Origin of the sequence: Tamlana sp. I1 (assembly GCF_015355625.1) — a bacterium.
GTDB lineage: Bacteria > Bacteroidota > Bacteroidia > Flavobacteriales > Flavobacteriaceae > Pseudotamlana.
This window is the reverse complement of sequence record NZ_JACLAF010000003.1, coordinates 202,689-214,995: the sequence shown is the minus strand read 5'-3', so window position 1 is coordinate 214,995 and position 12,307 is coordinate 202,689. Positions and strand designations below refer to the sequence as shown.

Annotated in this window: 9 protein-coding genes and 1 tRNA gene; 7 read left to right on the top strand and 3 right to left on the bottom strand. The window is 36.0% G+C overall.

The window, feature by feature from the left end:
- Window positions 1-5: 5 nt before the first annotated feature.
- The 3 genes from H6X70_RS03780 (at window position 6) to H6X70_RS03770 (ending at window position 2,356) form a co-directional block, all read left to right on the top strand.
- The gene (locus H6X70_RS03780) at window positions 6-494 is read left to right on the top strand and encodes a DUF6646 family protein (RefSeq protein ID WP_194766346.1); all 489 of its coding nucleotides are present in this window, start codon (window positions 6-8) and stop codon (window positions 492-494) included.
- Between the two features lie 331 nt (window positions 495-825).
- On the top strand, window positions 826-2,160 hold the full coding sequence (locus tag H6X70_RS03775) for an MATE family efflux transporter (protein WP_194766345.1): 1,335 nt from the start codon (window positions 826-828) through the stop codon (window positions 2,158-2,160).
- A gap of 25 nt (window positions 2,161-2,185) precedes the next feature.
- Window positions 2,186-2,356 (top strand): hypothetical protein, encoded by a 171-nt coding sequence (locus H6X70_RS03770; protein ID WP_194766344.1) that lies wholly within the window; start codon window positions 2,186-2,188, stop codon window positions 2,354-2,356.
- Window positions 2,357-2,685: 329 nt separating this feature from the next.
- On the opposite strand, the gene H6X70_RS03765 is transcribed toward H6X70_RS03770, so the two are convergent.
- Window positions 2,686-2,759: transfer RNA gene (locus H6X70_RS03765), tRNA-Ala, on the bottom strand.
- Between the two features lie 352 nt (window positions 2,760-3,111).
- Between H6X70_RS03765 and H6X70_RS03760 the strand changes: the two genes are divergently transcribed.
- Together H6X70_RS03760 and H6X70_RS03755 are read left to right on the top strand one after the other, a co-directional pair.
- Window positions 3,112-5,250 carry a tetratricopeptide repeat-containing sensor histidine kinase gene (locus H6X70_RS03760; RefSeq protein WP_194766343.1) on the top strand — a complete coding sequence of 713 codons (2,139 nt, stop codon included), beginning with the start codon at window positions 3,112-3,114 and terminating at the stop codon, window positions 5,248-5,250.
- The gene (locus H6X70_RS03755; RefSeq protein ID WP_194766342.1) at window positions 5,240-5,887 is read left to right on the top strand and encodes a response regulator; all 648 of its coding nucleotides are present in this window, start codon (window positions 5,240-5,242) and stop codon (window positions 5,885-5,887) included. The genes H6X70_RS03760 and H6X70_RS03755 overlap by 11 nt, the downstream gene beginning before the upstream one ends.
- A 166-nt stretch (window positions 5,888-6,053) precedes the next feature.
- Here H6X70_RS03755 and dusB read toward each other — a convergent pair whose 3' ends face one another.
- Window positions 6,054-7,049, bottom strand: coding sequence for a tRNA dihydrouridine synthase DusB (dusB, locus tag H6X70_RS03750; RefSeq protein ID WP_194766419.1), 996 nt, complete (start codon window positions 7,047-7,049; stop codon window positions 6,054-6,056).
- 140 nt (window positions 7,050-7,189) lie between these two features.
- Between dusB and H6X70_RS03745 the strand changes: the two genes are divergently transcribed.
- Together H6X70_RS03745 and lepA are read left to right on the top strand one after the other, a co-directional pair.
- A complete protein-coding gene (locus tag H6X70_RS03745) occupies window positions 7,190-10,003 on the top strand; it encodes a GEVED domain-containing protein (protein ID WP_194766341.1) in 2,814 nt (937 codons plus the stop codon).
- 141 nt (window positions 10,004-10,144) lie between these two features.
- Entirely contained in the window at window positions 10,145-11,941 is a 1,797-nt protein-coding gene (gene lepA, locus H6X70_RS03740) for a translation elongation factor 4 (RefSeq protein ID WP_194766340.1), read from the top strand.
- A gap of 109 nt (window positions 11,942-12,050) precedes the next feature.
- Here lepA and H6X70_RS03735 read toward each other — a convergent pair whose 3' ends face one another.
- On the bottom strand, window positions 12,051-12,299 hold the full coding sequence (locus H6X70_RS03735; protein ID WP_194766339.1) for a hypothetical protein: 249 nt from the start codon (window positions 12,297-12,299) through the stop codon (window positions 12,051-12,053).
- Window positions 12,300-12,307 lie beyond the last annotated feature (8 nt).

The following is a 12,307-nucleotide window of genomic DNA, read 5'->3' as shown; positions in this document are numbered from 1 at the left end:
ATATAATGAAAAAACTATTGGTAATTGCCGCTATACTTACAGCATCGTTTGCAAATGCACAAGCTTTTACAGGAAAAGGAGACCAAAAACTACAAGTGGGTGTAGCTTTTCAATCGCATGCCACAGGTATTAATGTGAGTTACGATCATGGTATAGGCGAAAGTGCCTCTATTGGTTTTAGCACAGGCTATGTTTTAGATGTGGCCGATCATTTAGACGCTGGTTTCGACGATCGTTTTGATGCCAAATTACGTTTAAATGCTAACCTTTGTAACGTTATAAATGTTGATGAGAACTTCGATTTATATCCAGGACTTACCTTAAGTTTAAAAAACTTTGGAGGCCAATTAGGAACACGCTATTTCTTTGGCTCTGGACTTGGTGTTTTTGCCGAAGCTCAGTTTCCTATTGCCAAATACAATAAAAATTTAAGCCCTGCTGAAGAAATTAACAACCAGTTTGTTATGAATATTGGGGTGTCTTTTGAACTTTAAGTTCTAAACCACGCATAAAAAAGCTGTTTAAAAGGATGACTTTAGTCAAACTGAACTTGTTTCAGGTTCGCTCCCTTTTAAACAGCTTTTTATTTTATCCTGTAGTGGATTTCTATTTTAAACCACTTAAAACCAATACAGGAACTTTACTACTAAACAAGCTTATAGCATTACACAATTTCAATATCTCCCAATTAATTTCAAAATCATATTAAATACATACCCCTAATAAAGGTCTCAACTTTACTGTATACATTTGCATAGCACATAATTTGCAACAAAAACTTAATACTAAATTCATCTGTGTCCATTAGGTCTATAAACTCAATTAATGCAAACAAATATTAGTTTTAAAAATATAAACAAACTTGCTATTCCTGCTTTAATTTCGGGTGTATCGGAACCTATTTTATCACTTACCGATGCTGCTATTGTTGGAAATATACCCAATAACGCTACCGAATCTTTGGCAGCAGTGGGCATTGTAACCACTTTTATTTCCATGCTTATTTGGGTGCTGGGGCAAACCCGAAGCGCCATTTCCTCCATTGTTTCGCAATATGTAGGGGCAAATAATTTAGAGAAAATTAAAAACCTACCGGCGCAGGCTATTTTTATAATCACCTCACTGAGTATTATCATTATTTTAAGTACTTATCCGTTTGCTAAACACATATTTCAACTGTATAATGCCACAAACCTTATTTTAGATTATAGTGTCGATTATTACAAAATACGCGTTTTAGGTTTTCCTTTTACACTTTTTACCATTGCCATTTTTGGTGTTTTTAGAGGGTTGCAAAACACCTATTACCCTATGGTTATTGCCATTATTGGAGCAGCTTCAAACATTGTTTTAGATGTGGTTTTAGTCTACGGTATTTCAGGATACCTAGAACCCATGAATATAAAAGGTGCTGCTTACGCCAGTGTAATGGCTCAAATTTTAATGGCTGGGTTTTCGACCTATTTTATTCTGAAGAAAACAAATATTCCCTTAAAGCCTTCTTTTCCTTTTCATCCGGAAATCAAACGCTTTATAGGAATGATTCTCAATCTTTTTATACGCACCATCGCCTTAAATGTAACCCTGTATTTTGCGAGTGCCAAAGCCACAAGTTACGGCGCCGAATATATTGCAGCCTATACCATTGCTATAAATTTATGGTTTTTAGGTGCTTTTATTGTTGATGGTTACGCAAGTGCCGGCAATATATTATCGGGAAAACTCTTTGGCGCCAAAGCCTACAGCACGCTTATAGCATTAAGTAATAAGCTTATTAAATACGGACTTATTGTGGGTGTTATTATCGGTTTAGTTGGTGCTTTATTTTATTACCCTATCGGAATGATTTTTACAAAAGAACCCGAAGTTTTAGAGGCTTTTTATAATGTATTTTGGATTGTTTTAGTAATGCAACCCCTTTGTACTTTGGCTTTTATATTTGATGGTATTTTTAAAGGGCTTGGCGAAATGAAATACCTTAGAAACGTCCTTTTATTTTCAACCTTTTTAATATTTGTTCCCATATTATTTTGGTTGGATGGTTTCGACTATAAATTGCAAGGCATGTTTATAGCGATTACTTTTTGGATTATTGCCAGAGGCGTACCTTTAATCATAAAATTTAGACAAATGTTTATGCCACTAGCCCAAAACTCGTAACTTTGTGCTCGCAATTTAGCCCCGTATGAATCTATCTTTTGCTCTATTTCAAGATGTAAACATTGAAGAAAAACTTAAAAACGCCCCAAGTAGTGCTTACGAAATTGGCGTTTTTATAGGTTCCATGTTGCCCTTTGTTTTACTTGTGCTTCTTGCTTATTTAATTTATTATTTCAACAAAAAAAAGAATCAATAAACGTTATGGATATTATGTCATTTTTAAGCGGAAACGGTTTGTTTCTCGTTCTTGCTCTAGTTTTAGTTATTGTCTACATTGTAAACCGCAAAAGGAGACCATAATCTCATAAAAACAGATTTCTTGTTTCCGTCATGCCGAACTTGTTTCGGCAGCCCATCATGATATGTAAATCATTTTTATTACAAATAAAATACCCTGCAAGAGCTATTCTAATCAAGGCTAAACTCCTATAATCACTTCTAATAAATCGCTCCACAAGGGATTGTAGGGGAGAATGTTTGCCCAAAAAAAAGGCTCCAATCTCTTGGAACCCTTATTAACACTAGTGGAGAAGATGGGATTCGAACCCACGACCTCTTGACTGCCAGTCAAGCACTCTAGCCAACTGAGCTACATCCCCAAATACATACTTTGTAAGATTTTGTAAATGTATACATTTTACGTTAAATTCCTAACACTAAAATGTACAGCACATCATATTTATTGTGTATAAATGTATTCCATAAAAAACACAGCATAACTAAAGCCTGTGAGACAGACTAAGCCAGTTTACCTAGTTAGTTTATAATAAGTCTAGTATCCTAAAATTATATTAATTGAAAAAGTTATATTTTTGACTTATTATTTTCAATTAAAAAGAAGTTTACATACAAGAATTTAGCATTGTATTTGCTTTTACAAGCCTCAAAAAAGCAAGCACACAATGTTTCTTGTTTTAATAATTTTAAACCTATTGAAACGACCTACTTAAAATGCCCCAACCACTTAACCACCTTATTCTATTTATATTTTTATGCCTATCGCTTACAAACTGGGCTCAGGTTATCGATAATACCCATACAACTTCAAATATAAATCTTGAAAGCCAAGAAAAGGAACGTGTTTTACAGGCATTTCAAGATTTTAACAAGGGCAACCCTAATGTGGTTAATACCGCCCATAGTCTTTTAAAAACCGTAAAAACCAGATATGCTAAAACGGCCACCAATTTATTGTTGGCTTACTACTATAAAAGCAAAACGGCTATAGATTCTTCAATATATTACGTCAATCAATCTTTAAAATACAATACCCAAAGTAACGACTCGCTACAGGCTCGTGGCAATGCCATTGCATATAACATTCTAGCCATTAATTACAAAAACAAGGGCTTGCTTAACGAAAGCAAAAAATGGCATATTAAAGGCATTACAGAAACCCAAAAGTTTAACGAAACCTATTTGTATTACATGCACATTCATGGTTTGGCTTTAACCTATAGCGCATTAGAAAATTACGAACAGGCCTTAATACATTTTAAAGAATGCCTAGGCTATAAGGCAGACCCCGAAATAATTATGGGGAGTTATATTAATATTTCAGATATATATACCCAACTCAACAAATTTAAAACTGCAATACCTTATTTAGAAAAAGCCAATGCATTAGCCCAGAAAAACAATTCCCAACAAGCCAAAGCTGTTGTTGCCCTTAACCTAGGAATTAATTACGATAAACTAAACAAATACCCCGAAGCAATTAACCAATACCACACCGCTATTGGTATTGCCGATGCGCATGAGTTGTACCCCATTGCATTAACCGCTAAAAATAATTTAGGCGCTGTTTACACAAAATTAGGTCAGTATCAAGATGCCGAATTAATGCTCTCATCGGCGCTGCATATTGCTAAAAAATTAAGTCTTCTAGCCGATGAAATGGATATTTATAACCAACTTAAACACCTGGCAGAAAAAAAAGAAGATTATAAAACCGCCCTTAGTTTTGCTAATATGGCTTACAGCATTAAAGATTCTATTAATAAACTACAAAAGGATAAAGACATCAATATTTTAGAGGTTAAATACCAAACCTTGAAGAAAGAAAAGGAAATCACACTTTTACAAGCCGAAAATGCCAACAGAGAATTAGAGTTAAAAAATAGGGAGGAAGCCATTAAAAACCTGCTATTAGAACAAAAGATTAACGAAAAGGAAAACGAAAATAACCTTTTAGAAATCACCAATACTAAGGAGCGCATACAAAACGAAAACCTCATCTTAAAAAAGGACAGCGAGCTACAGCAGGCAGAAACCATAAGACAGAAAAGTATAAAAAACACCATTCTGTATTCGTCTATAATACTCATGCTACTTCTTATAGGCCTGCTAATTACTTACTACCAAAAGCAGCAAACCAAAAACGAGCTGAACAAAAAACGCGAAGAAATTAGCGAACAGAAAATATCGTCGTTAATAAAAGATCAAAAATTAAAACTTATTAAAGCAACTGTCCAGGGGAAAGACAAAGAGCGTAAACGCATTGCCCAAGAACTACACGACAGTATTGGCGGAAACCTAGCCGCCATAAAACTGCAATTAAACACCACGGCAGAAAAAAGCAATATGCCACAATTAAAAACCATTAATTCGCAGTTGGATGAAACCTACGAGCAGGTTAGAAACTTATCGCATAATTTAATGCCTAAAAAGTTTACCGAGCAAAAATTTTGCAATCTGCTTGAAGACTATTTTAACAATATTAGTGGTAACAGTAACTTAACAGCCACTTTTTCCGTATATCCTAGAGCAGAAATAGATGCGCTAGATGAAACCATACAAATTGAAACCTTTAAAATTATTCAAGAATTAGTAACCAATACCATTAAACACTCTAAAGCTTCCGAAGTCGAGCTGCAACTAAACTTATTAGAACATTGTTTTAATATTTTATTTGAAGACAATGGCATAGGGTTTAAAACAAAACACACCGTAGATGGTATTGGGTTTAAAAACATTAAAAGCCGCTTAAAAAAAATACAAGGTACCTTGAGTATTGATTCCCGTTTGCACCGAGGCACCATAATAAACATAGAAATTCCAACCCTAACCCCCGCCCTAAATGATGTATAATTTAATGATTGCAGACGACCATAAAATGTTTTTAGATGGTCTGCTTAGCATTCTTAGTGAAGAAAAAGAATACCGTATTCTGCTCACTGCCAAAGATGGAAAGCACATTATAAAATACTTAGATGTAAACCCCAACGAACACATCGATTTAATTATTACCGATATTTCGATGCCAGAAATAAGCGGTATTGAACTTAATAAAATAATTAAACAAAAAAATAACAAGATTAAAACTCTTGTGGTAACCATGCATAACGATGCCGATATGATTGATAGGCTTATCGAGGATGATGTAGATGGTTACGTACCAAAAAACGCCGAAAAAGAAGTGTTTTTAGAAGCCATAAAAACCATATTAAATGGCGACAAATACTTTTCTAAAGACATACAATCCATTTATTTAGAAAACAAATTTGCCAAGAAAAAGCAGGAAGACATTACACTAACCAAAAGAGAAATAGATGTTATTACGCTTATCGCGGAAGAATACACGAGTCAGGAAATAGCAGATAAACTCTTTTTAAGTAAGCATACTATTGAAAGTTATAGAAAGAACCTCATCTCGAAACTTAATGTTAGAAATCTAGCTGGTTTAACCAAATATGCTTTAAAAATGGACTATATAAAAAACGTATAAAACACAGGTCGCTTTTAAACACTCCCTAAATTTTGATGATATACACAGACCTTAGTAAACAGGTGCAAAAGCGATAGTAGTGGATAGCTTTTGGCGAGGCGTGCATCGAGCCAAAACTAGTAACGGATAGCGCGGTGGCTTGCCATTTGCCAAAAAAGTTTAAAATCTATTCGGTGAATTGGTAGCCTGCAAACTTTTCTAAAACCTCATCGAAAGCCGCAAAAACATCTTCAGAATGGTCTGATGTTACCATTTTCATACGGTGTTCTTTAAAATGCGGAATGCCTTTAAAGTAGTTGGTGTAATGTCTGCGGGTTTCGAAAACGCCAAGGATTTCCCCTTTCCAGTCGATAGACATCTGTAAATGTCTGCGGGCGGCTTCCACACGTTCTTCTAATGAAATGGGCGCTAAATGTTCACCGGTTTCAAAAAAGTGCTTCACCTGCTTGAAAAACCATGGGTTACCAATGCTAGCACGACCAATCATACAGCCGTCTAAACCAAATGCATCACGCATAAGCATGGCTTTTTCTGGAGAATCGACATCGCCATTTCCGAAAACAGGAATGTGCATACGCGGATTATTTTTCACTTCCATAATGGGTTTCCAATCGGCTTCGCCTTTATACATCTGGGCGCGTGTGCGGCCATGAATAGCAATGGCTTTACAGCCTACATCTTGCAAGCGCTCGGCAACTTCGACAATGCGGATAGAATCATGATCCCAGCCCAAACGCGTTTTTACGGTAATTGGGATGTTGGTACGTTTTACCATTTCGGCAGTGAGTTGCTCCATTAAGCAGACATCTTTTAAAATACCAGCTCCGGCACCTTTACTCACCACTTTTTTTACGGGGCAACCAAAATTAATATCGATAATATCGGGTTTAGACTCGGCTACAATATCTATGGTTTGTAGCATGCTATCTAAATTAGCTCCGAAAATTTGAATGCCTACAGGGCGTTCTTTCTCGTAAATATCCAATTTCATAACGCTTTTTGCTGCGTTACGAATTAAGCCTTCGCTTGAAACAAATTCGGTATATACCACATCGGCACCCTGTTCTTTACACAAGGCACGAAAAGGCGGATCGCTAACATCTTCCATTGGCGCTAAAAGCAATGGAAAATCTGGAAGTTCTATGTTGTCTATTTTAACCACAAAAAAAATAATTGGGCGCAAAATTACAGCTTTTAAGTTAAATATGAGCAGTTTAAGCCGTACGAAATTGTAATAATTAATTTTTAAACTATTGAATTTTTTCGATTATTATTATCTTAGGGTACATTAATCCACTCATTATGAAAAAACTACTACTCCTTTCAATTTTTATGTTGGCATCTTTTTTTGGTTTTTCACAAAATCAATGTGGTGTAACACCAGAATACACACAGCAACAAATTGCATTATTTAAAAAAACATATAAAGTTAATTTTAATGCGAAAACAGTGTTTGCAGACCCGAGCCCTAGCAATATTCAGCGAATTCCACTAGCTGTATATTTAGTTAGAAATACAGATGGAAGCTTTTCTGAAAACAAAGATCTTATAGCCTTTAGGTATTCTTTAATTGAAACCAATCGCATACTCTCGCAACTAGGCATTCAGTTTTATATTGACAGATTTGCTTATTTAGATAACAGTAGCTGGGTGCGCCCCGAAAGAGGTAGTACCGAGCACAACGCTTTGTTAGCAAACAAAACACCAAATATGGTAAACGTCTGGATAAACGATGGTTGGTCTGGCCCAGGTGCTGCTGCTACCGCTACGGGTTACGGAGGTGTTTCTGGTGTGGAACTTAAAGACACAACGGAAGCAACGGTTCCTCATGAGTTTGGTCATTTCTTAACTCTGGCACACACCTTTGAAATCGCAGATGGGGTAGAACTTGTTAACGGTAGCAACTGTGCTACTGCGGGGGATAAAATTTGTGATACCGCTGCCGATCCAGGAACCAATGGTGTAACCATAACAAATTGCATGAATGCTAACGGTGCAACAGATTCCAACGGCGATGTTTATAGTCCGCCAATAGATAATATCATGTCCTATTTCGGAGGAAGTTGTGGGATGATATTCACACCCCAACAATATGACCGGATGAAAGCTGGCTTTAATCAATACCACACAGCTTATGTGGGAGATGGTGAAATTACAACCGCCCCAACAGGTTTGATGATAACTCATAATCCAGGTTACGATGAGTTGTCTTGGACAAACGCAGCTTCGCAACGCGGTACACTGGTTGAGTATTCGCCTGATGGCACTTCATGGCATGTTATGAATGGCGTTTTAGATACCGAAAACACTTTAATTTTATCGGAAATAAAAAAAGGAACCAATTATAAACTAAGGGCACGACATTTAAATAGTAAAACCTATTCGGCAGTTCTAGATTATTCACCTACCGAAAATCATGTTTTTGTACCCTACGTTGTACATAGAGACGAAGCGTTTTTAGGAGGCATTGGTGAATTTGTGGTTGCTAACACCCCCATAAATAATACATCGAATAAAAACAATTCGTTTTCAATTATTACCTATCCAAATACCCCCGAGCTATTTATTGGCGGCTCTAACGATGTTATCTTAAAAATACTAACAGGTTCTGGAGGTCAAGGTGGTTTTGCCTTTTTCTTGATATATTTAGATGAAAATGGGGATGGTGATTTTGATGATCCTGGCGAGCTTAAATACCAACATCCAGATAATAATTTAGAGTTTACCGTAAATACTAAAATTAATATTAGCGCTACAGCCACCGAAGGCTTTACAAGATTAAGAGTTCGAACTACAGCCCAAAACGCCTCTGAAAATCCAACAGAGTTTTTTAATTTTAGTGAAACAGAAGATTACGTAGTAAAACTGGTTACAGAGCAACCTCCTGTATTAGCAGGTACATTTAATAGCACAACAAACGAGGTTGAATTAACATGGACAGATCCTGTAGACACAAATAAATACGATATTGAACGTAGTATAGATGGTGTTAATTTTACGAAAATTGGTAGTACAGCAGACGGTACAACAAAAAACTACAACGATAAAACAGCTCCACCCAATTCGCAGGTAGAATATCGTGTGAAAAAAGAAACAGGTACAGCATATAGTAATGTAGTCGCTATTAATACACCAAACACTACCACCAACTACTGCCCACCAATAAGCACAAATGGGTGTGAAAACAACTACGGCATCACTAAATTAAGCATTGTTTCTATCGCTTTTGAAAACGATAGTAATGGTACTTGCGGGACGACTTCTACAGGATATTCGGACTATTTTAACAGTAAAACCATGAATTTAACTGCTGGAACCACTTATACTATAGATAGAGAAAATATTAATTATGGCCCACAAGGTAATTTCGCTGTCTTTTTAGACAGCAATCAAGACGGCGATTTTAATTATACCGTTGCTAACCAGAGTGCTGCATCCATTCAGATAACAATTCCTTCTGATGCTACTAATGGCGAAACAAGAATAAGATTTAGATTGTATTTTAATACTATAACTGATGCTTGTGCCGATGCTAACTTTGGCGAAACCGAAGATTACAAAGTCATTATTTCAGGAGGAAAGGAATCTTCTGTCATTAATGCCATGGCCGATAATGCCACCGATACCTCTTTAAATTTAAGTTGGGATATTGCTTCTGGTGCAAGCCCAACAGGATTTCAAATAAATAGTTCAACTGACGGTACAACGTTTACACCATTAGCAACCCTTGGTGCTTCAGATAGAACTTATGCCGCAAGCGGATTAGCATCTGGCACAAAACATTACTTTCAAATTATTGCAAATGGGACACAAAACTCCGATGCAAAATTGGTTTGGGGTACTACCACAGGAGCTCTTGGGGTTGAAGATGCTATAGCGCAATCGGTTAAAGTGTATCCGAATCCTACCAACAATGGCAGAATTCATATCAAAACGACCAAACAGCTAAATTCAGTTAAAATTTTAGATGTTAGAGGTGCTTTAATTAAAGAGATTAAAAATCCAGTTTTGAATACGCAAAACGAATATATTATTGAAAATCTAAGCCAAGGTTTCAATATTTTATCGCTTAATGTTGAAGGGCGAAACTTGATTAAAAAAATAATAGTAAATTAATTACTTAAGCCTTTTTCAGATGGATTCTATTTTTTCTGAAAAAGGCTTAAATAGACTTCCATACTAAGCTGTTAAAAACAATAGATATAAACCGATAAAACGTCTATATTTGCAAATTAAATCTAAGTATTAGATTCTTTTATGAAGCACATTAGAAATTTTTGCATTATTGCACATATAGATCACGGTAAGAGTACCTTAGCCGATCGATTATTAGATCATACAGGCTCGGTAACAGACCGAGAGAAACAAGATCAATTGCTAGACAATATGGATTTGGAACGCGAGCGTGGTATTACCATTAAGTCGCATGCCATCCAAATGGATTATGAATATCAAGGTGAAAAATACGTTTTAAACCTAATTGATACTCCGGGTCACGTCGATTTCTCTTACGAAGTTTCTCGATCTATTGCTGCCTGTGAAGGCGCTTTACTTATTGTAGATGCCGCTCAAAGCATACAAGCACAAACAATTTCTAACTTGTATTTAGCTTTAGAAAATGACTTGGAAATTATTCCAGTACTTAATAAAGTTGATTTACCAAGTGCAAACCCTGAAGAAGTAACCGATGATATCGTAGATTTATTAGGTTGCGACCCTGAAGAAGTGATACACGCGAGTGGAAAAACAGGTTTTGGAGTTGATAATATTTTAGCGGCTATTATAGAACGTATTCCGGCACCAAAAGGTGACCCTAATGCACCTTTGCAAGCCCTAATTTTCGATTCGGTTTACAATACGTTTAGAGGTATTGAAACCTATTTTAGAGTTTTTAACGGTGAAATTAAAAAAGGCCAAAAAATTAAATTCGTTGCTACCAACAAAGAATATTTTGCTGATGAGGTTGGTACTTTAAAACTGACTCAAGTTGCCAAACAAAGCGTAAAAGCGGGCGATGTTGGTTATTTAATTACAGGTATTAAAACGGCTAAAGAAGTAAAAGTTGGTGATACCATTACCGATTTTGCAAAACCAACTACTAATATTGTTGAAGGTTTCGAAGATGTTAAACCAATGGTTTTCGCTGGAATTTACCCTGTTGATACCGAAGATTACGAAGAGCTTCGTAACTCTATGGAAAAATTGCAGTTAAACGATGCGTCTTTAGTATTTGCTCCAGAAAGTTCGGCGGCTTTAGGTTTTGGTTTCCGTTGTGGTTTCTTAGGAATGCTACACATGGAAATTATTCAAGAACGTTTAGAACGTGAGTTTGATATGACGGTAATCACAACGGTTCCCAACGTATCTTATCACGCGTTTACAAACAAAAATCCTGATGAAGCTTTTGTAGTAAATAACCCTTCTGATTTACCAGATCCTTCAACCGTTAACCGTGTAGAAGAACCTTATATTAAAGCGACTATAATTACCAAAGCCGATTTTGTAGGTAACGTGATGTCTCTTTGTATTGAAAAACGTGGTAACATTATAAATCAGACCTATTTAACACCAGAGCGTGTTGAATTAATTTTTGAAATGCCACTTGCTGAAATTGTATTCGATTTTTATGATAGATTGAAAACAGTATCAAAAGGCTACGCGTCTTTTGATTATTCGCCAATAGGTATGAAAGTTTCAAAATTAGTGCGTTTAGACATCTTATTAAACGCCCAACCTGTTGATGCGCTTTCAGCATTAATTCACGCCGATAATGCACAGAATATCGGACGAAAAATGTGTGAAAAGTTAAGAGAGTTAATTCCGCGTCAGCAATTTGATATTCCAATTCAAGCCGCTATTGGTGCTAAAATTATTTCTCGTGAAACGATAAAAGCCCTGCGTAAAGATGTTACGGCTAAATGTTACGGAGGCGATATTTCTCGTAAGCGTAAACTCCTTGAAAAGCAGAAAAAAGGTAAAAAACGTATGCGTCAAGTTGGTAATGTTGAAATTCCGCAGCAAGCGTTTATGGCTGTTCTTAAATTGAACGACTAAATTTCTGCTTTCGCAGGAATTCAATAAAAACCATTTATCATTTTAGTCTAAACTAACTTGATAAATGGTTTTTTAATTTAAATGTTTTTCTTCAACAAAAAGTTAAACCCTAGTTACAGGTTGTTACTTTTTCTAAAGAATCCACATAAGCATCATAATTAACAAGTAAATCTACTCCGCCTACAATAGAACTGCCAGTGCTACTTTTACAAACCTCGACTGCTGGAAATATTTGGCCTTGAGCTTCGTAAGGTTCACAAGAGGAGCAATCACCTCTTTTTGTTTCGCCTTCATCAGACGAGCAAGCCAATACAGAAACTGATGAAATAACTGTACCGACTAACATAAAATTTCTCATAATTATTC

Coding starts and splice junctions, on each gene's coding strand:
- H6X70_RS03780 (WP_194766346.1), top strand. CDS start 6: ATGAAAAAACTATTGGTAATTGCCGCTATACTTACAGCATCGTTTGCA.
- H6X70_RS03775 (WP_194766345.1), top strand. CDS start 826: ATGCAAACAAATATTAGTTTTAAAAATATAAACAAACTTGCTATTCCT.
- H6X70_RS03770 (WP_194766344.1), top strand. CDS start 2,186: ATGAATCTATCTTTTGCTCTATTTCAAGATGTAAACATTGAAGAAAAA.
- H6X70_RS03760 (WP_194766343.1), top strand. CDS start 3,112: ATGCCCCAACCACTTAACCACCTTATTCTATTTATATTTTTATGCCTA.
- H6X70_RS03755 (WP_194766342.1), top strand. CDS start 5,240: ATGATGTATAATTTAATGATTGCAGACGACCATAAAATGTTTTTAGAT.
- H6X70_RS03745 (WP_194766341.1), top strand. CDS start 7,190: ATGAAAAAACTACTACTCCTTTCAATTTTTATGTTGGCATCTTTTTTT.
- lepA (WP_194766340.1), top strand. CDS start 10,145: ATGAAGCACATTAGAAATTTTTGCATTATTGCACATATAGATCACGGT.
- H6X70_RS03735 (WP_194766339.1), bottom strand. CDS start 12,299: ATGAGAAATTTTATGTTAGTCGGTACAGTTATTTCATCAGTTTCTGTA.